This window comes from Chryseobacterium sp. 2P (genome assembly GCF_059579425.1).
Map to the genome: position 1 here is coordinate 1,955,420 of NZ_CM184194.1, position 22,113 is coordinate 1,977,532.

Annotated in this window: 23 protein-coding genes; 8 read left to right on the forward strand and 15 right to left on the reverse strand. The window is 35.5% G+C overall.

Annotation, left to right across the window (positions count from 1 at the left end):
- From AC52CF_RS08910 to AC52CF_RS08920, 3 genes are read right to left on the reverse strand one after another with little or no spacing between them, the layout of a single operon-like run.
- A complete protein-coding gene (locus AC52CF_RS08910; protein WP_290265319.1) occupies positions 1-558 on the reverse strand; it encodes a 3'-5' exonuclease in 558 nt (185 codons plus the stop codon).
- A gap of 30 nt (positions 559-588) precedes the next feature.
- Complete coding sequence (locus AC52CF_RS08915) at positions 589-1,575, reverse strand: glycosyltransferase family 2 protein (protein ID WP_214589907.1); 987 nt, start codon at positions 1,573-1,575, stop codon at positions 589-591.
- 6 nt (positions 1,576-1,581) lie between these two features.
- Positions 1,582-2,466: a lysophospholipid acyltransferase family protein gene (locus AC52CF_RS08920; protein WP_214589906.1), complete on the reverse strand. Its 885-nt coding sequence runs from the start codon at positions 2,464-2,466 to the stop codon at positions 1,582-1,584.
- Between the two features lie 79 nt (positions 2,467-2,545).
- Here AC52CF_RS08920 and AC52CF_RS08925 point away from each other — a divergent pair, with 79 nt between their 5' ends.
- Complete coding sequence (locus AC52CF_RS08925) at positions 2,546-3,124, forward strand: thioredoxin family protein (RefSeq protein ID WP_214589905.1); 579 nt, start codon at positions 2,546-2,548, stop codon at positions 3,122-3,124.
- Positions 3,125-3,157: 33 nt separating this feature from the next.
- Here AC52CF_RS08925 and AC52CF_RS08930 read toward each other — a convergent pair whose 3' ends face one another.
- The 4 genes from AC52CF_RS08930 to AC52CF_RS08945 all read right to left on the reverse strand — a co-directional run bounded on the left by AC52CF_RS08930 (position 3,158) and on the right by AC52CF_RS08945 (position 8,895).
- Complete coding sequence (locus AC52CF_RS08930; RefSeq protein ID WP_496518079.1) at positions 3,158-4,519, reverse strand: aldehyde dehydrogenase; 1,362 nt, start codon at positions 4,517-4,519, stop codon at positions 3,158-3,160.
- A 227-nt stretch (positions 4,520-4,746) separates the two neighbouring features.
- The gene (locus AC52CF_RS08935) at positions 4,747-6,309 is read right to left on the reverse strand and encodes an MFS transporter (RefSeq protein WP_214589903.1); all 1,563 of its coding nucleotides are present in this window, start codon (positions 6,307-6,309) and stop codon (positions 4,747-4,749) included.
- 197 nt (positions 6,310-6,506) lie between these two features.
- Positions 6,507-7,553: an HlyD family secretion protein gene (locus AC52CF_RS08940; RefSeq protein ID WP_214589902.1), complete on the reverse strand. Its 1,047-nt coding sequence runs from the start codon at positions 7,551-7,553 to the stop codon at positions 6,507-6,509.
- Between the two features lie 4 nt (positions 7,554-7,557).
- Positions 7,558-8,895, reverse strand: a complete 1,338-nt coding sequence (locus tag AC52CF_RS08945) for a TolC family protein (protein WP_496518080.1) — start codon at positions 8,893-8,895, stop codon at positions 7,558-7,560.
- A 137-nt stretch (positions 8,896-9,032) separates the two neighbouring features.
- Here AC52CF_RS08945 and AC52CF_RS08950 point away from each other — a divergent pair, with 137 nt between their 5' ends.
- Positions 9,033-9,836 (forward strand): helix-turn-helix domain-containing protein, encoded by an 804-nt coding sequence (locus AC52CF_RS08950; protein WP_214589901.1) that lies wholly within the window; start codon positions 9,033-9,035, stop codon positions 9,834-9,836.
- A 695-nt stretch (positions 9,837-10,531) separates the two neighbouring features.
- Here the strand turns inward: AC52CF_RS08950 and rplI are convergent.
- The 5 genes from rplI to AC52CF_RS08975 form a co-directional block, all read right to left on the reverse strand.
- Positions 10,532-11,041 carry a 50S ribosomal protein L9 gene (gene rplI / locus AC52CF_RS08955; RefSeq protein ID WP_214589900.1) on the reverse strand — a complete coding sequence of 170 codons (510 nt, stop codon included), beginning with the start codon at positions 11,039-11,041 and terminating at the stop codon, positions 10,532-10,534.
- 132 nt (positions 11,042-11,173) lie between these two features.
- Positions 11,174-11,476 carry a 30S ribosomal protein S18 gene (gene rpsR / locus AC52CF_RS08960; protein WP_002979091.1) on the reverse strand — a complete coding sequence of 101 codons (303 nt, stop codon included), beginning with the start codon at positions 11,474-11,476 and terminating at the stop codon, positions 11,174-11,176.
- Positions 11,477-11,507: 31 nt separating this feature from the next.
- Positions 11,508-11,849 (reverse strand): 30S ribosomal protein S6, encoded by a 342-nt coding sequence (rpsF, locus tag AC52CF_RS08965; RefSeq protein ID WP_066434819.1) that lies wholly within the window; start codon positions 11,847-11,849, stop codon positions 11,508-11,510.
- Positions 11,850-12,023: 174 nt separating this feature from the next.
- Positions 12,024-13,382, reverse strand: a complete 1,359-nt coding sequence (locus AC52CF_RS08970) for a chloride channel protein (protein WP_214589899.1) — start codon at positions 13,380-13,382, stop codon at positions 12,024-12,026.
- Positions 13,383-13,422: 40 nt separating this feature from the next.
- A complete protein-coding gene (locus AC52CF_RS08975; protein ID WP_214589898.1) occupies positions 13,423-14,046 on the reverse strand; it encodes a hypothetical protein in 624 nt (207 codons plus the stop codon).
- Between the two features lie 395 nt (positions 14,047-14,441).
- On the opposite strand from AC52CF_RS08975, the gene AC52CF_RS08980 reads away from it, so the two are divergent.
- On the forward strand, positions 14,442-15,362 hold the full coding sequence (locus tag AC52CF_RS08980) for a hypothetical protein (RefSeq protein ID WP_214589897.1): 921 nt from the start codon (positions 14,442-14,444) through the stop codon (positions 15,360-15,362).
- 127 nt (positions 15,363-15,489) lie between these two features.
- Here the strand turns inward: AC52CF_RS08980 and AC52CF_RS08985 are convergent, their stop codons facing one another.
- Both AC52CF_RS08985 and AC52CF_RS08990 read right to left on the reverse strand, forming a co-directional pair.
- Positions 15,490-16,800, reverse strand: coding sequence for a dihydrolipoamide acetyltransferase family protein (locus AC52CF_RS08985; protein WP_214589896.1), 1,311 nt, complete (start codon positions 16,798-16,800; stop codon positions 15,490-15,492).
- Positions 16,801-16,863: 63 nt separating this feature from the next.
- Positions 16,864-17,691: an SAM hydrolase/SAM-dependent halogenase family protein gene (locus AC52CF_RS08990; RefSeq protein ID WP_185204670.1), complete on the reverse strand. Its 828-nt coding sequence runs from the start codon at positions 17,689-17,691 to the stop codon at positions 16,864-16,866.
- 135 nt (positions 17,692-17,826) lie between these two features.
- Here AC52CF_RS08990 and AC52CF_RS08995 point away from each other — a divergent pair, with 135 nt between their 5' ends.
- The 5 genes from AC52CF_RS08995 to AC52CF_RS09015 all read left to right on the forward strand — a co-directional run bounded on the left by AC52CF_RS08995 (position 17,827) and on the right by AC52CF_RS09015 (position 21,744).
- Positions 17,827-18,786, forward strand: coding sequence for a PhoH family protein (locus tag AC52CF_RS08995; RefSeq protein ID WP_087710390.1), 960 nt, complete (start codon positions 17,827-17,829; stop codon positions 18,784-18,786).
- Between the two features lie 141 nt (positions 18,787-18,927).
- Positions 18,928-19,596 carry a porin family protein gene (locus tag AC52CF_RS09000; protein WP_235130628.1) on the forward strand — a complete coding sequence of 223 codons (669 nt, stop codon included), beginning with the start codon at positions 18,928-18,930 and terminating at the stop codon, positions 19,594-19,596.
- 108 nt (positions 19,597-19,704) lie between these two features.
- Positions 19,705-20,214, forward strand: coding sequence for a hypothetical protein (locus tag AC52CF_RS09005; protein ID WP_375181650.1), 510 nt, complete (start codon positions 19,705-19,707; stop codon positions 20,212-20,214).
- A 211-nt stretch (positions 20,215-20,425) separates the two neighbouring features.
- Positions 20,426-21,034, forward strand: a complete 609-nt coding sequence (locus AC52CF_RS09010; protein WP_375191129.1) for an outer membrane protein — start codon at positions 20,426-20,428, stop codon at positions 21,032-21,034.
- 86 nt (positions 21,035-21,120) lie between these two features.
- Positions 21,121-21,744, forward strand: coding sequence for an outer membrane protein (locus tag AC52CF_RS09015; RefSeq protein ID WP_214589892.1), 624 nt, complete (start codon positions 21,121-21,123; stop codon positions 21,742-21,744).
- Positions 21,745-21,823: 79 nt separating this feature from the next.
- On the opposite strand, the gene AC52CF_RS09020 is transcribed toward AC52CF_RS09015, so the two are convergent.
- On the reverse strand, positions 21,824-22,084 hold the full coding sequence (locus AC52CF_RS09020) for a TM2 domain-containing protein (protein ID WP_214589891.1): 261 nt from the start codon (positions 22,082-22,084) through the stop codon (positions 21,824-21,826).
- Positions 22,085-22,113: the final 29 nt, after the last annotated feature.

Sequence of the window (22,113 nt, forward strand, 5' to 3'; positions counted from 1 at the left end):
TTACAATTTTTTTATATACTTATTTAAAATAGAATTGTTTATCTCATCATTTTCCGTCATGAATAATTTTTCAAAAGCCAGTAAAGATATTTTAGCACAAACCTCTGCATCATCACCGGCTCTGTGATGGTTGAAACTAATCTGATGATATTCAGCAAGATGTTTTAATCCATATCTCGGAAGATAATTCCATGATTTTTTGGCTAACTGGATACTGCAGAGATAATTGAGTTTCGGCGTGAACATTCCGTAATGATTCAGGCATCCGCGAAGCACACCTGCATCGAAACCTGCATTATGGGCAATCATTAACGTTCCGTACATCATTTCTTCCACTTCATACCAGATTTCATCGAAAGTTGGTGCATCTTTCACATCATCCGGAAGAATGCCGTGAACATCCACATTAAACGGGCTAAAATAAGGAAAACTTGGTGGTTTGATGAGCCATGTTTTGGTCTCAATGATTTTTGAATCCTGTACAACACAGATTCCCAGTTCACAGGCGGAGTTTCGCTCGTGAGTTGCTGTTTCAAAATCTATTGCACAAAAATCCATAAGTAAAGTCTATTGTTTTGAGTTAAGGGATTAAATTTTCTTTTTGTTACCTAAAAAATGTTTAAAAACAAGCCATTTGGTTTGATAATAATCTGTTTTCTGGTGTTTCTGGCGACGTGTTAAAGTGCCGGGAATCTGCGCATAAAATCCGAAATGCCCTTTTAAAACTGCCCAGAAATGAGAAATCCCGTTTTTATAAGCAAAATAAAATGAGGCAGCTCCGTCAAGACACAATCTGAAAAAAATCAGCCAGATCAGTCTGGGAAATGGCAGATTCTTCAGCAACATCGAAAAGTTATTCCGGATGTTTAAAAAAGTTTTCTGTGCACTCTGCTTGTTCAAAGTTCCTCCGCCAACGTGATATATCTTAGATTTTCCGGTATAAAAAATTTTCTTTCCGGAATTAATCAGTCTCCAGCAAAGATCAATTTCTTCCTGATGTGCAAAAAAACGTTCATCAAAACCCTTTTGATCCCAAAAATCCTTGTTTCGGATAAATAAACAGCATCCCGAAGCCCAGAAAATTTCCGTTTCATCATCATACTGCCCTTTATCTTCTTCCAGATCATCAAAAATTCTTCCTCTGCAGTATGGATAGCCAAGATTATCAATTAATCCGCCTCCTGCACCGGCAAATTCGAAGTAGTTTTTATTGTTGTAGGAAAGAATTTTGGGCTGAACTGCTGCAATGGAAGAATCTTTTTCAAAAAGTTCCAAAACAGGCTCTATCCAGTTTTCGGTAACCTCCACATCGGAATTCAGAAGGCAGTATAATTCATTTTTAACTTCTTTTAAACCTTCATTATAACCTCCTGCAAAACCGTAATTTTTATTGTTTTTAATAATCTTTACCGAAGGGAAATTCTGTTGAAGAAAATCGACAGAATCATCGGTGGAAAGATTGTCAATTACATAAATATCAGCATTTTGAGAAAACTGAATAACATTCGGAAGAAATTTTTCCAGCCAGCTTTTTCCGTTCCAGTTTAAAATGGCGACTGCTAATTTTTTCGACATGAGAAATTAAATTTTTTCTGAATCAAAATTTTTGATGGAATCCTGATATTTCCATTTTCTGTGGGACCATAAGTAATTATCGGGTCTTTTATTCAAAGTGTTTTCCAATAATTTATGGAATTTTTTTACGACTTCATTTTCTGCAAATTTTTCCCCGTCAGGATAAATTCTGTGATAATTGACTTGATAATAACCGCGTTTTACCTTCTTCATTTCACAATAAATGAACGCCAGATCCATTCTTGTTGCCAGTTTATCATACCCGATAAAAACCGGAGTTCTCTGGTTTAAAAATTCCAGACCGTAGTTTACGTGGGAAAAGTGGGGAGTCTGATCTGCCACAAACATATACGCTGAATCGCCGTCATTTTTTGAACGGAAGATATTCAGAATCACTTCATTGGCTTCCAAAGCTTCGTTCCCGAATTTGTTGCGGACTTTTTTCATCTGGTTTTCCCAGAAATCGCTGTTCACTTTTCTGTAAACCGGATGACAGTGCTTTTGAGGAATTACTCTCGCTAAAGCATTGATCCATTCCCAGTTGAAGACGTGCCCTGCAAGCATAATCACATTTTTACCTTCCGCTTTTGCTTCATGAAAAACTTCCTGATTGATGTGCTGCATTCTTACCCGAGATTCCGTTTCGGAAATACTGAAAGATTTTACTGTTTCTACAAGATAATCTGAAAAATTGAGATAAAACTTCTTCCGGATTTCTGCAATGTCTTCATCTGTCTTTTGAGGAAAAGACTTCCTCAGGTTTTGTGTAATTACATTTTTTCTGTACCCGACAATATAATGATTCAGAAAGAACATGATGTCTGAAAATATATATAAAACTTTCAGGGGAAGTTTGGAGATCAGATATAATATTTTGATAAGGAAATTCATAAAACATGCAAATTTACGTATAATAAAATTATGGTTCTATTTTTGCTTACAAATAGTATTATTTTTTTATTTTTAACGTATGAAAAAATTATCATTAATCGCATTTCTGGGTTTAAGTTCCATTGCTTTCTCCCAGAATACCAATACCGTAAGACAGGAAGTTAAAAGTGGTTCGGAAGAAAAATCGTTATTGGTAAAGACAGATCAGGCCGAACTGGATGCCAAGAAAAAGGCAGCAGAAGAAAAGGCGAAGCTTCCAAAACCTTATGATCCGAAAGCAGATGCAGAAAAAGATATACAGAATCTGATTGCAAAAGCTAAAAAGGAAAAGAAAAATATCATGATTCAGGCAGGAGGAAACTGGTGCATCTGGTGTTTAAGATTCAATCAGTATGTAAAGACTACTCCGGAACTGAAGAAATTAGTGGACGACAATTATATATATTATCACCTGAATTATTCTCCGGAAAATAAAAATGAAAAAATCTTTGCGAAGTACGGCGATCCCGGAACCAAATTCGGATATCCGGTTTTCATCGTTCTGGATCAGAATGGTAAAATGATCCACGTTCAGCAGAGCGACGTTTTAGAGGAAGGAAAAGGATACAGCCTTGAAAAAGTGAAAGAATTTTTCAATGTCTGGTCTCCAAGATCATAACCAAAAACCGGGAATTTTTTCCCGGTTTTTATTTTACATGAATTTTTTAATCCAGCTTAATTTTTTATCAGAATACGGCGGATATTTCATATTCGGTTCTCCCCACGTTGCTTTTTCCAGAATAGATTTCTGATGCGAGAACGTATCAAACCCGAATTTCCCGTGATAATTTCCGATCCCTGAATTTCCTACGCCGCCAAACGGAAGATTATCATTTCCCAGATGCATAATGACCTCATTGATGCATCCTCCTCCGAAAGACAGTTTATTTTTAAAATTATCCTTTTCTTCAGAATTATTTGTAAAAAGATAGGCTGCCAAAGGTTTTTCATGTTCTAAAATTTCATTCAGAACAATATTATAATTGGTAAAAGAAATAACAGGCAGAATCGGTCCGAAAATCTCTTCCTGCATTACATCATCATTCCAGTTAACATCGGTAAGAACGGTGGGTTCAATATATAATTTTTCTCTGTCCCAATTTCCGCCGAAATAAATTTTATCTTTATTAATCATTTTAATCAGCCGGTCAAAATTCCTTTCGTTGATAATTCTGGTATAGTGATCGGAATCAGGCAGATAATTGAATTCTTTAATGTACTTTCTCAGCAGTTCCAGAAACTGTTCCTGAACAGATTCTTCAACTAAAAGATAATCAGGAGCAACGCACGTCTGTCCGGCATTAAGGAATTTTCCCCAGACAATTCTTTTAGCGGCAACTTCAAAATCGGCATCTTTGGTAATAATGGCAGGCGATTTTCCACCCAGTTCAAGCGTTACAGGCGTTAAATTTTCCGCAGCAGCCTGATAAACAATTTTCCCGACTTTCGTACTTCCGGTAAAAAATATTTTATCAAATTTTTGTTTTAAAAGTACCGTTGTTTCATCAACGCCGCCTTCATAAACATACAAATATTCCGGAGGAAAATTTTTATTGATGATTTCTGCCATGATTTTCATAGTGTTTTCAGCAATTTCGCTGGGTTTCAGAATACAGCAGTTTCCGGCTGCCAAAGCAGCGACAACAGGAGAAATGGATAGCTGATAAGGATAATTCCACGCTCCGATTACCAGTACATTTCCTAAGGGTTCGGATAAAATTCTGCTTGTCCCGATCTGGTTAACAAGATTGGTACTCACTTTTTTAGGTTTGGAAAGCGATTTTAGGTTCTTCAGATAAAAATCAATATCATTCAGAATAAAGGAAATCTCTGTAGTAAATGTATCAAATGCAGATTTTCCAAAATCTTTGTGAATAGCTTCGTACAGGAGGTTTTCGTTTTTAATGATCAGATCTTTGAGTTTTTCAAGATACATCTTTCGAAACTTGATGTTTTTCGTCTGCTGTGTTTTGAAAAAGTCTTTCTGCTTCGCTACAATTTCCTGAATTTCCATAAAACAAAATTTTCTGAATTATAGCAAATTTTTTGCCTAAATACGGTTTAAATTTTATTAACCGCAAAAATCACAAAATATCAGCAGTAATTTTCTTTAAGGTTGGTTGGTTTAATGGAAAAGCTTACGGTAGCTTTAGAAAAAACTGAGATTTTTATTGTTCTGATAATTTTCAATATTCTTATCATTGCTGCATGATTTTCTTTTCGACTTTTGTTGCTCATCCTTTACATAATATTTCTCACGGCAATTTTCACCGGATGATACAGTAAAATAATCACTGCGGTAATTAAAGCGAGCCAGAACAGTCCTGTAAAAATCTCCATATTGGACAGCAGAATTGCCTGTGAATTGATTTTTGACTTAAAAATTCCGGCAGTGACAGACAAAGAGTCATTAACCGGAAGTTTCGAAATGCTATTTCCAAAAATCTGGTTCCATTGTGACGCGAAAATCGGATTTGTGCTTACAAATCCTGAACTTAAAGAATAGGAATGTTTTAACGTTAAAAAAAGCATCAAATTCTGCATTAACGCATAACCGATTGCCGTGGTCCAGAATCTTGTGGCAGTTCCTACTGCGGTCGCATTGGAAACGTACTGTTCCGGCATTCCTGCGATTAAGAAGAACACAAGCGGAGTAAAAAGCAAGCCTTGTCCGACTCCCTGAAGAAACAAGGGCGGACAAATCGTCTGAAGCGTTGTATCCGGATAAAAAGTGTAGGTAAACCATGCGCTGTCTATGGCTAAAATTAAAAATCCGGTAAAAAATACAAGCCTTGAAGATGCCCCTTTCGTGATGCACAATGCGGACAGAAAAACGCCCAACAGACTTCCTGCAACGTTCCAGTATTGTACTTCCACGATATAATCCCACTGCCATTTCCAGACAACAGCCATCACGCTGTATACATTGTTGATAGAAGCTCTGAGAATATAAAAGATGAAGAAAAGAATAACGCCTACAATTACATTTTTTGAACTGAAAACTTCAAAATGAAAAAACGGGCGCGGCTGATTTCTCTGTTTCAGCATAAATAATCCTCCAAAAATCAGGAACAGTAAAAAACAGAATACAATAGTATCAGATTCAAACCACATCAGTCTTTTTCCGTAGATCAGCGCGTAACCTCCTGCCTGAAGACATCCCCAAAGTAAAAACCAGCTTGTAATATCAAGTTGATACAAAGGCTTTTTCGGGAAAAATCTGTTTTTATTGAAAATAGCAAAAGCCATTACCAATACAAAAACGTGAAAATAAACCATCATAAGAATCATGTGCCGGAAATCATAGTTTTCAATGCTTGATTTTAGCAGGGAAGTGGTTAATGTTCCGCCTGTAAGAATAATGGTGTACATAAAAAGGTAGGCAATTTCTTTGGCGTGTTTTGTCTTTAACTCAGCCACAATAAGCGGAAGAAATATAGCCCCTTCCAGAACTCCGAAAATTCCTTCCAAAAAACGGATGATAAGAATAATATGATAATCATGCGTAACGGAAAGTCCGTAAAGAATGAGAACGGAAGCGGAAGACATAAGCAAAGTATAATATTTTACGCTGAAATATGCCATAAAACGCTGTATCACCAAAAGCGTGACCACAAATGTTCCGTACATCAGGATCATGAGATACTGAATGTCGTCCGAATCTGCATCCATAAAAGAAGCGGTAAAAGCACTGTTGGAATGCAGGAGAGACAAAAGCATCAGATGTGGGAAAAGCGCGAGAATAAGGAGCGGAAGCTTCAGCCACTGCGGAACCCATCGATGATAAACTGAATTGTGATGCATGATTAATTAAATAAAGGAAATAAAAATTGCGAAAAGACAGAAGTGGTAAAAAAAGGTATGATGACAAAATTGTATTCTGCCTTTTCGCTAAAAAATAATTGATTGGTTAATTAAAAATCCGAGAAAAGAAATTTGAAAAATGAAAACACTAAAAAAGCTCAAACCCTTTCACTCTCAAACTCTCAAACGCTCAAACGCTAAATCTTCTTCGCACTCACCAGAACATTCATTCCGGAAAGCAATTTTTCATTGTTTTGATTTTTATTGAGAATGATTTTTACCGGAAATCGCTGTTCAATCTTTACAAAATTTCCTGTTGCATTGTCGGGTTTTACTAAAGAAAACTGAGAACCAGAAGCGGGAGAAACTGATACGATTTTTCCTTTAAATTCAACATCAGGATAGGCATCTGCGGTGATAATGACTTCTTTTTTCTGATCGATTTGTCCCAACTGCGTTTCTTTATAATTGGCAATGATCCATTTTTCTTTGCTCACGATCTGAACCAAAGCCTGACCTTCTTTGATGAGCTGTCCTTCCTGAATGGTTTTCTTTCCTACCCAACCGTCGTAAGGCGCAGTAACAAAAGTATAGGAAAGAAAAAGTTTGGCATTGTTAAGATTGGCAGAACTTTGCTGTACCTGGCTTTTTACCGGAGCGATTTTCGTTTTTTGCTCACTAACGCCTGCTTTCACGGCATTTTTTTGCTGTTCTAAAGCCAAAAGACTCGCTTTTGCCTGTTCGTACAAAGCTTTTGCATTTTCAAACTGCTGATCGGTTGCTGCATCTTCATCCACTAAATTTTTATACCGCTTAAAATCCTGTTCGGTTTTCCAGATGTCGATTTTGGCGGAAGCAATTTTTGCATCAATAATTTTAGTGTCACTTTCTTTCGTATTCACTCCGCTTTCGATAGTGTTGATATTATCTGAATTGGCATGGAGACCGGCTTCCGCTATTTTTACCTGATTGATAAATTCGCGGTTGTCGATGATAACTAAAGTATCACCTTTATGCACAAACTGGTTTTCATTGAATTTTATTGTTTTTATAAACCCCGAAACTTTGCTGGAAACCGGCGTAATGTACTGTTCGATCTGTGCATCGTTGGTCGTTACATTTTTTCTCGAAAAAAGATAGAAGCTTAACATTCCTGTTATTCCGCTGATGATAAGAATCCACGCCAAAACGCTGATGATTTTATTGATTCTTTTTTCCTTTTGCGTTAATTGTTTCTTCGCCATAGTTTTATAAATTTCCAATCGTGTACTGGAGTTGATAATATTTAAGTTGTCGGTTAATTTTTACAGAAATAAGGTTGGATTGCGCTTCCAGATAGGCATTGTCGGCATCAATGAGTTCGGTGATTAAACTTAACTTATTCGCATATTTGGTCTTTACGATCCTGTAATTTTCTTTTGCCTGATTGATGGCTTCTTCTGCGATTTTTACCTTCTCTTCCGTTTCTTCGAATTTTTTGAAAACTTCATACACTTCATGCCGGATATTTTCTTCGTTTTCTTCGATCTGCAATCGGGCAAGAGTTATATTTTCTTTTGCTTCCTGCATTTTGTATTTATTTTTGTACAGATTTTCGATGGGATAGGTAAGATTGATACCGATCATTCCCAAACGGTACGCATAAGGTTCGGGCGGAAAAAACATCATATTGGGATATTTTAAAAAGTATTCTCCGCCTGCGGTAATTTTCGGTAAATAATTCGCTTTGGTAATTTTCTGATCTAATTCTTTCAGAGTGAGATTTTTATTGGCAATTTCTACCGATTCGTTTTTATGTAAAGCGGTTTCCGTTAATTCATTGATATAAGGGATTTCTGCATTCTCAGAAATTAAGTCTTCTGTTTCCACATGTATTTCCTGATTTTCCGGAAGCGAAAGCATCGTTTTCAGCTTGTGTTCTGCAATCTGAATATCGTTATCCAGTTCTGTCCGGCTCATTTTATGGTTAGAGAGCTGTAAAGAGGTTCTCAGAACTTCATTTGCCGTAACCACACCGTTTGCTTTCAGTGCTTTTACCTGTTTGATGTTTACGGAATCTTCTTTCATTTTATCATTAATTAAACGCTGCTGTTCTTTTAAATGATGAATCTGGAGAAAGGCGGTGATAATTTCCATCTTTAGATGTCTCTCATTCAGATGGGTTTTAATAGATGAAATTTCGGTATCAATAGCGGCTTTTTTTTCGGTATTTTTAATTTTTCCGCCCATATAAACAGGAATGGAAGCCGAAAGCGTAAAATCATACATTCCATTGATGATGTTGTACTTTGTTGCTTTTGCAAACACGCCGTCTTCATGCTGAAAAAGATTGGTGACCTGATTGTAGCTTGTGTGAAATTCTACATCGGGAAGCTTTTCCATTTTCAGATCTTTTTCTCTGGTTTCGGACATTTCATCTTTTAAATGGCTGATTTTTATTTTTTTGTTTTGAATTAATCCGATTTCTATTGCTTTTTGCAGGGTAAGATGTTGATAATCGGTTATCTGTGCCTTTAATAAATTACTCATAAGTAATAGGCACAACGCAAACCACTGATATCTGTTTGCGTATGATATCATTTTCATAAATATAGTTAAGATTTTTTGCTGAATTGTTTTTGACTCTGCAAATTTACGCGGTGCAGCTTCCGACATGATTTGTGAAAACAGAAAAAGATTTGCTCATTTACGCCATATTGAAATTTTCTCTTTACCTTTATTGAATGAACGAAAGTCATTTTAAAGCAGTAGAAGAAGCAGATTCGGAATTTTACGTTTATCATGTGCTTACCGGAAAGGTGAAAACCGAAATCCATTATCACAGTTCGGCTCAGTTGGTTTATGCAGAAGGCGGAATCGTGCATATTTTCACTGATCTGAAACACTGGTATTTACCGGCAAGATGTTTTATGTGGATTCCTGCCGGAACACCGCATTACATTTTTTCTACCAGTCCGAAAGTAGATCTGTATAATTTTTACTTTAAAAAAGAAGACAACGAAAATGGCTTTTTTGATGAAATCAATATTTATTCAGTAAGTCATCTTCTTCGGGAGATGATTTTGTACACTAAAGACTGGGATGGGAAAATCACAAAAAATGACGGAGTAAAATATGATTTTCTTAAAGCATTAAAAGGAATTCTATCTGAAAAGAGGGATAAGAAACTTGCATTTCCGGTTCAGCATCCTTTTCCGAATGACGAAATGCTTCTGAAGGTCGCACAATACATTCATGCAAATCTGGAAAAGCCTTTAAGCATAGAATCTACGGCTAAAGAATTCGGGATGAGTACAAGAACGCTTTCCCGAAAGTTTAAGGAAATTCTGGGCATGAATTACGTCCGTTTTTTACGTGCGCTGAGAATTACCCGCTCTCTGGAACTGATGCTGGAAGGGAAGTATAATATGTATGAAATCGCGATGATGGTAGGCTACAACAGTTTGTCGTCTTTCAGTAATATTTTTAAAAAAGTGATTGGGGTTGCTCCGACGGATTATCTACAGAAGCTGAAAGGTGAGGAGTGATTTTGGGTTGGAGAGTTTTAGAGTTGTAGGGTTTGAGAGTGGTAGAGTTGGAGAGTGTTAGAGTTTGAGAGTGGGAGGGTTTTTGTGTTTTTTCTAAATACTAATGATACAAGTTTTTTATGGAAACATTAATTAACCTTAATTTATCGCAAAGAAAAACAAAAGATTTTTTATTTATTGAAATTTTTTAAGCTAAACAAAGGCACTTCGTTTATTTAAAAAAGACAAAAATGGTATTACTTTGATCAATTTTACGCCTTTGTATATCTTAAAAGCAGAATTCCTGATAATTGAATCTCTTTGTTTAACCTTGCGTTTAAGAAGACTTATTCCGAACTTAGGATAATTAAATTTCTGCTTCATTCTTTATTTTTGGAGAGGTAAATGCTGTGAAAACGTATCAGTATTGATTGATGAGGGGAATTTTAGCCCCGATTGTAATGAAAATCCTTTTTTGCAAAAAAAGATTGTAATGGAAAGCGGGAAATAGCTCCTGAAAAATATAAAGATGTTCTGCTTGGAAGGTAGATTTCTCCTTCGTCGAAATGACAAATCTGTTGATGTAATAATAGATTATTGTAAGAGATTGCTTCGTTGCATTAGAAGTACGTTCACAGACCTTCAGTCTGTTCGCAAAGACATAAAAAAACCACTTCGGTTGAAGTGGTTTATATGTTGAGAAAATCTCGTCTTGATTAAGCTTCTTCAGAAGATGCTTCTTCTTTTTTAGCAGGAGCTGCTTTCGGAGCTTCAACCGGAGCATCAGATACAACATCGAATTCGTAGTTGTACTCAACGTTTCTGTGAAGTCTAACAAGAGCTGAGAATTTACCCGTTCTCTTGATCGTGTTTCCAGGAATTTTGATGTATTTTTTATCTACAGATACTCCTGCTTTTCCTAGAGCTTCAGCAAGATCCGCATTGTTGATAGAACCAAATAATTTATCACCTGTACCTACTTTTGCAGGGATTGTGATAGAAGTTTTCTTTAATTGCTCAACTACAGCAGTTGCAGCAGCAACCAATTTCGCTTCTTCTTCTTTTCTAGCCTCCAAAGTAGCTTCTAAAGCTGCAATGTTTTTAGGAGTAGCTAATAAAGCATACCCTTGAGGAATAAGGAAGTTTCTTGCATAACCAGGCTTTACGCTTACTGTGTCGAATTCAAGACCTAAGTTTTCTACGTCTTTTTTTAGGATAATGTTCATTGTTGTTGTCCGTTTTAGAGTTTGGAGCTCCGGATTGTATGTTCCGGTTTACTCTTCACATCGTTAGAATTTATAAATTAATTCAGCAACAAAAAGCCAAAAGCGAGAAGCTAATGGCTAATTGCAATTTTTTTATTTTAATAAGTCAGCTACGTATGGTAGTAACGCCAAGTGTCTTGCTCTTTTGATTGCAGCAGAAACTTTTCTTTGGTATTTTAAAGAAGTTCCTGTGTATCTTCTTGGTAAGATTTTACCTTGTTCGTTTACGAACTGTAATAAGAAATCAGCATCTTTATAATCAACGTGCTTAATTCCGTATTTTTTGAATCTACAATATTTCTTTTCAGATTTTGTATTGATATCAAGCGGAGTAAGGAATTTTACTTCAGATTCTCCTCCAGCTGAGGCTTGTTTAGCCATTTCGTCTATTGCCATGTCTTTTCTTTTTAAAAAATAGGGTTAATAATTAAGCTTTAGCTGCTTTTACTTTTGCTCTTCTAGTTACAGCGTAGTCAACAGCGTGTTTGTCTAGTTTTGTAGTAAGGTAACGGATTACTCTCTCGTCACGCTTGAATGCCAATTCTAAATCAGCAACTACAGAACCTTCACCTTTAAACTCGATTAAAGTGTAGAATCCGTTCTTTTTCAATTGGATCGGGTAAGCTAATTTTTTTAATCCCCAGTTTTCTTTAGCAACGATTTCGCAGTTCTTTTCTTTGATAAGATCTACATACTTGTTCACTGCTTCCTCCACCTGAGCTTCAGATAGAACGGGAGTTAAAATGAAAACAGTTTCGTAATTGTTCATAATGTTAAAAAATTTGTTAATTATTTCGAGGTGCAAAAGTAGACAATATATTTGTAATATGCAATATAAGAGGAGTCTTTCTTGAAAATAATTGATGGCGAAGTGTTGTTAGTTATGGTTTTTGGCTGTTGAAGCATTTCTGAGAAATAAACTTTAAACCCAAAACCCTGAACTTTACATACGGTCGTCTTTTCTGATCTCTGTTAAAAAATTCACTTTGATGATATCATATAAAGAATGTCGGCTTACCAAGATCGAGGCAATGGAAGACACCATTCCGGCTAACATAAGATGAAATATTAAAGAATGTCTGTCGGTCATTTCCAGAACAATGATTGCCGATGTAAAAGGTGCTCTTGTAATTCCGGTTAAAAAAGCAACCATTCCTGCCAAAACAACAACATTGGTTTCATTCGGGCTTAAATGAATGAATCCTGAAATAACAGAACCAATACTTGCTCCGGCTGTTAAAGCAGGGGCAAAAATTCCTCCTGCGCCGCCGGAAGTGAAGGAAAGGGCAGGACCCAACATTCTTAAAACCGGAACGTACCAGTCTTCATGTTTTTCTGAAGTAAAAAGAACGCGTTCCATGATTTCTTTTCCGGAGCCCAATATTTCTCTGTTGATGAAAAAGGCTATAGAAGCGATGATCAGAGCGCAGAAAATTAAAAATGCTACGTTCGCACGGTCTGTTTTAAGTTTTCTTTTCTTCCAGTCATTCATTTTCAGCATGATTACGGAGAGCTGACTGGCTAAAATTCCGGCAATTCCGCCCACTAAAATGATGGGAAACATGACCATTAAAGAAACGTCATTTGTTTTCGGATATCCCAAATACAGGTAAGAACCTGCCAAAGTCTGAGCCGTTAAACCCGCAATGATAACTGCGGTAAACAGAGCGGTTTTAAAGTAATTGATATGCGTTTTGGAAAGCTCTTCCACAGCGAAAACAATTCCGCCTAAAGGTGTGTTGAAAGCCGCTGCAAGTCCCGCTGCTGCACCCGTCATGATCATGTTTTTCTTTGAAATTTTCGGCCACCATTCGGGAAGGTATTCGTTTACTTTTCTGAAAACAGAACCTGCAATCTGAATCGTAGGACCTTCGCGACCGACTGCACCGCCCCCGATAACCAAAACCAAAGAAGAAAGAATTTTAAAAACAATAATTTTTAAGCTTAGTAAACTTCGGATCTTTTTATGTTCTTTCGGGTTGGCTAATTCTACGGCTGCCATCACCTGAGGAATTCCGCTTCCTTTTGCATTCGGGGCAAATTCTTTCACGAGCCACCAAGACAAGACAAAACCAATCGGGGCAATAATGAAGATCATCCAGGAATGCCAGTCCAAAATAAAATGCAAAAGATTTTCTCCCCATGCAAAAATTTTGGCATACATCACCGCCACAAAACCCGTAATTACGGAACCGATCCAAAAAGGAATTGCCTGAAGCAGATTGTACTTCAGTTGTTCGTTTCTAATATTATCAAAAGATTTTTTTAGAGATCTTCGGATGATGACTATTATTTTCTGCATTAAATGGTTTGTCGCAAGATTGTTGATAAAAATAAGGAATTTATATTTCTTTCAAAAATTTTGAAACCATTAAAGCATTTTGTACAGAAAGTTCTTTAGGCAAGGCGAAGCTTAATAAGTCGTTTTTAATTTCCAGCTTAAAATCTTCATCAGAAAACGCTTTGATTATTTCTTTTCGTTCTGAGTTTAAAAAGGATTGGGTTTTTAAAGGATCACTTCCCAAAACATAAAAGTCTTTAAAATCACGGTCTTTGAAATTAACAGTAAAGCTGCTGAATATTCCTGCAATTTTATCTGCCCATTTTTTTCTGTTGACTGAAATGAACTCAAAATCACTGCTTAATTTTTTCATTCCCCAGATTTGCAGACTGTCGTAAGAAGTTGTTGTGTACGCTCCTTTTACAGTTGTTCCGATTTTACTGACAATAAAAAGATAAAAAGAATTTTGCTTGTTTTCGTCTGTAATAAAATAGCCTATTTTTGGAGTAAAAAGCGGTATTTCTTCAGCGGAGTTAAATTCATGAAAAGGGGAGTCTTTGATTTCAATAACGGCAATATCGTAAATTTCAAAAAGGTTGTCATAAACCTCAAAAATCAGATTTTCCTCTTCTTTTGAAAAATCGAAAAGTTTTTTAACGTTTAGTTTTCTGAAATCGAGTTCCACGGTGAAAAGGGTTTTTTAAATTGTGTTAAATTTAAATATTAATGAGTAGATTTACACAAAAACGGAAAAAAGTTTATAAAACATGATGAATATTTATAAAAATAGAGATCAGCTACTGAAAAAAAACTCTACAAATGTGATATTGGTTTTTATATTTTTTTTGCTTTCACATATTCTGTTTTTACAGCGTTATGATTTTTTATCAAATGATTTTTTAAATAATTATCTTTATCTGTTAATCATTAACATGCTAATTATTCTTATAAGTTCTGCAGTAACAACAGGTAAAGAAATCAGAACGGTGTACATTATAATTCTTGTCTGTATGTTTATTTTTCTTATTATTTACAGCTTGTTTTTAGTATTGTTATCAGGATTGGCTAAAGCGCATATAAATGGCTATTAAAATTTGGAATATCATTTTATTAATTCTTATTGGAGGATTAATTATCGGAATTTTTTTGCATGAAACTGCTTACAAAAGATTTGACAGATCAGATTATTATATTTATGTTGAAAACGAAGAGAATATAAATACTGTACTTCTGGAAAATAAGTTCATAAACAAAGATGATACTATTAATATTCCCAATGGGGAAAATCATTTATCGGTAAATGAAAAACTTCTGCCTAAAAAACTTCATTTGCTTTGGTTCTGTTTTGAGGACAACAAATTTTATGAATTCAATGGAGAAATTGATAATGACCTTATCAGGAAAAACATTGAAAATAGCGAAAATTTTGGGCTTACCTTTGGAAAACATGGAGCGTTTACTGTAAAAGCGAATTATAAAGTAACACAAAAACTTAGGGGAACTGCGGTTTTAAAGCCTTGGTTTAATAAAGAGGTAAATAGAGATGTCGCAGTATTTTTTGCTCAGAATAAAATAAAAATTACCCCATATCTTACGATAAAAAGCGGCTCCGGGTTTTCAGGAATAGAATTTAGTCCTGTGACTTATCATTATTTATCAAATTCATCTTATTCAGCAGATACACTCATAAACAGAAAATTTTTCTATGAAAATCGACCTCTTATAATACGTCCCTTTGATGAAATTGATCTTAAAGTCACTAAAAATGCCGGAATGAAACCTAAGTCGGAAGAATATTTTTTTGCGCCTGTTTTAAGAATGAAAATACATCTAGATCCTGATCATCTCTATGAAATTTTAAAAAACAAATCTACAGATCATTTTGATCTACACATCGATCTTGATAAAAATGACAGTCTGAAAAGTATTTATCTGTCCAATAAAAAAGAAAATTTCAAGCTGGATACTGAAATAAAATACGAGTTAGAATCTAATCAATAAGAAATATTTGCTAACAAAAAAACCTCCGAAAAAATTCGAAGGTTTTATATTGTAAAGATGTTTCGATAAGCTTAATATAACAATTGTATCATTTATCACTTATCATTCATCATTCATCATTTATAAATTATATTTCCGTGTTCAGATCCCAGTTTTCAAGGTAATCATGAACATGTTTCAGCATCATTCCGCCTAAAGAACCGTCTACAACTCTGTGGTCGTATGAATGAGACATGAACATCAGGTTTCTGATCGCGATTACATCTCCGTCCGGAGTTTCAAGAACGGCAGGTTTCTTAACGATGGCTCCGATTGCCAAGATTGCAACCTGAGGTTGAGGAATAATCGGAGTTCCCATTAAATTTCCGAAGCTTCCTACGTTAGAAATTGTATATGTCGCGCCCTGAGTATCTTCAGGTCTTAATTTTTTGTTTCTTGCTCTGTACGCCAAATCGTTGATCGCTTTTGCCAATCCTGAAAGTGATAACTGATCTGCATTTTTAATAACAGGAACGATAAGGTTTCCGTCCGGTAAAGCTGTTGCCATACCGATGTTGATGTTTTTCTTTTTGATGATGTTTTCTCCGCTGATTGATACGTTGATCATAGGGAAATCCTGAATCGCTTTCACAACTGCTTTCACGAAAATCGGCATGAACGTCAGTTTTTCACCTTCACGTTTTTCAAAAAGAGATTTGTTTTTATTTCTCCATTTTACAACGTTGGTAACGTCTGTTTCAATGAAAGAGGTAACGTGCGGAGCAATCTGCTTCGCTTTTACCATGTTTTCAGCGATGATTTTTCTCATTCTGTCCATTGGAATGATCTCATCACCTGCAGCAGCCGTAATCGTAGCAGCCGGAGCTGAAGTTGCAACCGGTTGTGGAACAGATGCAGTTTGTACTGGAGCTGCCTGCTGAACTTGCTGGTTTCCTCTGTTTTTAACGTATGCTAAAATATCTTCTTTGGTAATTCTTCCTTCCAGACCGCTTCCTTTGATGGCTTTCAGTTCGGTTTCAGAAATATTTTCCTGCTGAGCAATAGATTTTACAAGCGGCGAAAGATAAAGATCTCCCGAAAACTCTGTTGAAGCAGCTGCTTTTAAAGGTTCTTCAATGGTTTTTAAGGTTTCTGCGTCCGGAGCAGCAGTCGGAGTTTCCGTTTTTACTTCTTCAGAAACTGGGTTTCCGCCTTCTCCTTCAATTTCTAAAATAGCAATGGCTTCACCTACTTTTGCAACTTCGTCTTTCTGTTTCAAAATCTTTACGATTTTCCCCGAAACGGGTGTCGGAACGTCTGAATCTACCTTATCTGTTGCAATTTCTACTACGGAATCATCCTCTTTTACGCTATCACCTTCGTTGAACAACCAGGAGATAATTGTCGCTTCCATAACACCTTCTCCCATGGACGGAAGCAATAATTTGTATTCTGCCATTTTTAATTTTTAGATTTTGACAAATATATAAAAAAAATCGATTTTTTTATGAAATATTAAATTTTAGAAAAATTCAATGTAAATATTCTCGCCCACGTTAAGTCCAAACAGGGATTTTGCCCCGTTTTTTCTGCTTCCTTTGTAAATGGTAAGCTCCAAAAGCTGACTGTCATTGAAGATTGCAGCAGACTGCCCGTGAAATTCTGTTTCCCGATCCCAGTCCGAAACCACTTCCGTATGACTCGAAAAGACTCTTGAAAGTGCTAAGTTTCTGAATTTTATCGTAAAACTTTCGTATCCTTTTGAGATGGTTTCGAAAAAATCTTTATTAATATTTGAGATTATATTTCCGAAATTATCAATGTAGGTAACTTCTCCGATAATCATTTTTTCAGATTCATTGTAAACAGGTTTCGGAAACAGAAGCTGCTTTGCAGAGTCTATTTTTCTTCCGATTACTTCGGGAAGTCCTCCGTTTGCCAGATGAACGGCTGCAGGAACAAAAACATCCGTAGAAGTAAAATTAACGATATCGTCGAAACGGTTATTTAATGTAATTTCGTAAATGGCTTCAGGTTTAATATCAAAAAAGATTAAACTTAAAACGCCGTTATCCGCCGCCAAAAAGTAATGACCGTCGGATTTATATAAAATATTTTTCCTGTTTCTGTTATGAAAACTGTCTACGGAAACAATATGTATGGTGCCTTTCGGAAAATGTTTGTAAGCATTTCTTACGATGTAAGACGTTTGTATAAGGTTAAAAGCCTGTATTTCGTGACTAATATCAACAATATTAACCTTCTGATTCAGAGAAAGAATGCTCCCTTTTACAGCGGCAACTCTGTAATCCAAATTTCCGAAATCTGAAGTGAGGGTTATAATTGACATTGATGGTTGTATAGAATGATAGAAATGCAAATTTATCTAAAATAAAAGGAATGCCGGAAAAATTATGGAAAAGAATTTGATATAAATTTCAAAAAAAGCTTTAAATTTAAAATCTAAAATTAATAATAATACTGCATGTTTGAATTGACATATGATCTTGAGGATATCGATGCGAAAATCTTCTACGGAGTAAACAACCAATTTTTCAACCTTATAAAATCTACTTTTCCCACTCTTAAAATTACCGGAAGAGATCACTATATTTTTGCGATGGGCAATCAGGAAGCTTTGGATATTTTTAAGAAAAAGCTTGATGATATTGTCAATTTTATTTCAAAAAATAATTCTATAGACCTGAAAGATGTTGAAAATCTTCTGAATATTAAAGATGAAAACGAAAAACAGCTTGTTTTTGATCAGGATATCATTGTAAAAGGCGTTAATGGTAAAATCATCAAAGCGAAAACCACCAACCTTAAAAAATTAGTTAAAGAAACTGAGAAAAAAGATATGGTTTTTGCGATCGGACCTGCCGGAACGGGAAAGACGTATACGAGTGTGGCTTTGGCGGCAAAAGCTTTGAGGGATAAAACCGTTAAAAGAATTGTTTTAACAAGACCTGCCGTTGAAGCAGGGGAGAGTTTAGGATTTTTACCGGGTGATCTTAAGGAAAAGCTGGATCCGTATTTACAGCCTTTGTACGATGCGTTACGCGACATGATTCCGCATGAAAAGCTGGAAGGCTTTATTGAAAAGAAAGTGATTGAAGTGGCTCCGTTAGCTTTTATGAGAGGGAGAACTCTGGATGATGCGTTTGTAATTCTGGATGAAGCCCAAAATACGACTCATTCCCAAATGAAAATGTTTTTAACCAGAATGGGGATGAATGCTAAATTCATCATCACCGGAGATCCGAGTCAGGTGGATTTACCTCCGAAACAGCAATCCGGATTAAAAGAAGCCATGAGAATTCTAAAGGATGTAAAAGAAATCGGTTTTGTTCATTTAACTGAAGAAGATGTTGTAAGGCATCCTGTTGTAAGAAAAATTATTCTTGCCTACAATGATGAGGAGAAAAGACAGCGAAACGATTAAACAATTTATCGTAATATAATTGAAAAGCAGATTAACAGGAGTTGATCTGCTTTTTAATTTTTAAACAATCAATAACAAAAATTTTGATATTAGAAAAAAAATACTATTTTTGCGGCTGATTAATAAAAAAAACTATTAACTATGAAGAAATTATTTCTTTTGACAGCAGTCGCTGTTATGGGATTGAGCGCAAAAGCTCAGGAATTCAGATTCGGACCTAAAGCTGGTTTTGCTATGTCAACAATTAAGGTTGATGAAAAGCAAGATGATCTTGGAAAAAGAAACATGGATCCTAAATATACTTTTTATATTGGAGGTATGGCAGAATACAAAATCAATGATAATTTTGGTTTTCAGGCTGAAGTACTATATTCACCTCTTGGAGCTAAAGAAAAAATTGATGGAGTAAACGCTGGAGTAATGTTTGTTGGTGAACAAACAAAAGTTACCTATGGAACTCTTTTATTTCCGGTATCTGCAAAATATTTCATTACAGAAGGTTTTTCTGTTGCAGCAGGAGCTAATTTTGGAGTTATTCTTTCGGCTAAGCAAAAAACTGTAATCGGTTCAGATCTTATCAGTGTAGATGTAACTGATGGCGAAAGTAGCGGCGAAGTAGACATCAAAAAACAAACTAAATCTTTAAATATTGCACCTTTTGTTGGTGTAGAATATATGCTGGAGAACGGATTGTTCTTTGATGCAAGATATAGCTTAGGTGTTTCTAACCTTTCTAATGATGGAAGCGGAGGTAAAGTAACCAACAGCTTTGCTCAAGTGGGTGTAGGATTTAAATTCGGAGGAAACTAAGAATTATTCTCATAAAAAATTAAAGCGGTACAGAATTTGTACCGCTTTTTTTTATAAAATGCTACCACATTTTTATCATTAGTAAATTCAAAATTTAAAATTATTAAAATGAAAAAACTACTATTATTAGGTGCTTTTGCGTTTTTAGGAGGTCTTACGCAGGCTCAGGAAGGTTTCAGACTGGGAGCTCATGTTGGTGCACCGCTTGGAGATGCGGCAGATGCTGCGAGTGTAACTCTGGGATTAGATGCAGCGTATATGTGGAATATCACGAAAGGTCTTGATATTGGTGCTGCTACAGGATATTCTCATTTTTTCGGAAAAGATAATGTAGACGATTTTGGATTTATACCTGTTGCTGTTTCCGGAAAATACAGATTTAATAAGATTCCTTTGTTTGTAGGATTGGATCTTGGAGCAGGAATTTCTACCAGAAACTATATCAACAGTGGATTGTATGTAGCACCGAGAGTAGGATATCAAATGAAGAATACAGAACTGTATTTGGGATTCCAGAGTGTAGGCAGTAAATACAAAGGTCGTGGCCCTTATTGGTATGGTGACGACAGATTTAACTTCGGAGCGGTGAATTTCGGGGTAAATTTATTCCTTAAGTAAATTTTTTAAAATCAACTATAATGAACTCCGATTGCAAAATTGGAGTTTTTTTATTCAAAAATTTGTGAAAACGCTAAAAGCCTTTATTTAATAAGATTTATTGTTGGAAATTGCTAAAAATTTCCGATGATATTAATCACATTAACAAATTTTAATATTCACAGCGGTCACTGTAAATTTGCCGTCAGAAAGTATTAAAATTATTAAAAAAATGAAAAAGGTATTATTAGCAGGTGCTATCGCACTTTTCGGTTTATCTAATGCGCAAATCGCTAAGGGAACTACATATGTATCAGGAACTTTAAACTTTGCAGCTACTGAAGATAACAATACAAACGCTAAGACTAGTAATTTAAGATTAGTTCCTACAATCGGACATTTCGTTGGAACAAATGTAGCAGTTGGAGTTGGAGTAGGTTATGCTTCAAGTGTAGCAAAAAATGAAGGTGCACTTGCAACTACTAAAAGCACTGTTTCTGCATTTGTTGTAGAGCCATTTGCAAGAAAGTACTGGACTTTAGGTGAGAAATTCTACATCTTCGGTCAGCTTTCTGTACCAATGGCTTTCGGAAAAGATAAGCTTGAGAATACTGTTGCAAATGTAACAAACACTACAGAAGAGAAATTCAATTCTTTCGGTGTTGCTGTGAAGCCAGGTTTAGATTATTTCTTAAACAAAAACTGGACTATTGAAGCTACAATCGGAGAATTCGGATACAGCAACTTCAAATACAAGAATGCTAAAAGTGTAGATAGCTACAACTTCGGTCTTGATTTGGCTTCTGTTGGAATCGGTGTAAAATATGTTTTTGCAAAATAATAAACAAAGCATATAAACTAAAAAGTCCTGAGTTTTACTTAGGGCTTTTTAATCTTTAAATAAACTTTAAAATAAATTTTTTAACTATGAAAAAACTATTATTAGCAGGTGCAATCGCATTTTTCGGATTATCTAACGCTCAGATGACTAAAGGAGACTGGGTAATCAGCGGAAATACAGGAATTGGTTTCAACAATATGGAAACTAAAACAAAGGTGAACGGACAGACTTTTGACGGGACTAAAGTAAGCACTTTCGCTGTTACTCCATCTGTAGGTTATTTTGTAATAGACAAATTAGCCGTAGGAATTGATTTAGGTTTCACAAGTGTTACAACAAAAGACAACGGTGATAAGAATACTGTTTCCAGCTTTTCTGTAATGCCGACTGCGACTTATTATTTTGCCAACAGCAGCAAAGTAGTTCCTTTCTTGGGAGCAGGTATCGGTTATGCTTCGAGCAAAACAAAAGAAACTATTTCAGGAACTTCAACAGATTTTACTGCTGACGGTTTAGCGTGGAAAGTGAAAGGAGGAGTTACTTATATGGCAACTCAGTCTTTAGGGATTAACTTAGGGGTATCTTTCGATCAATTCTCAAACAAAGAAACTTATTTCGGAACTGAATTTAAGAATAGAGTAGATACTTTCGGGGTAAACGTAGGTTTCTCTTATTTCATCAAAGCTAAAGCTCAGAAATCTGATAAATAATTCAATTTCTTTCATTAGGATAAACAAAAAATCCGGTTCAGATATGAGCCGGATTTTGTATTTGTAAAATACTAAAGTTTTAAAACCATTCTTTCTGGTTCTGAACATATGTTCTGTCAAATTCTTCATCAGATTTTGTAAGGTAAATAATTCCTTCAATAAAAGCAATTAAACCTCCGAGGCATAATAAACTCAGTAAGATCTGAATAATTCCTGCTTTTGTATAGCCTAAATAAAATTTATGTACTCCGAATGCACCAAGTAAGAGTGCTAAAATTCCAGCAGTTACTTTTTTTTCTGATTTGTAAGGTTGGTTGTTCCCTTGTTGATTGATTTCCATAATAATTATTTTTTAATCGTTTTTTTGTG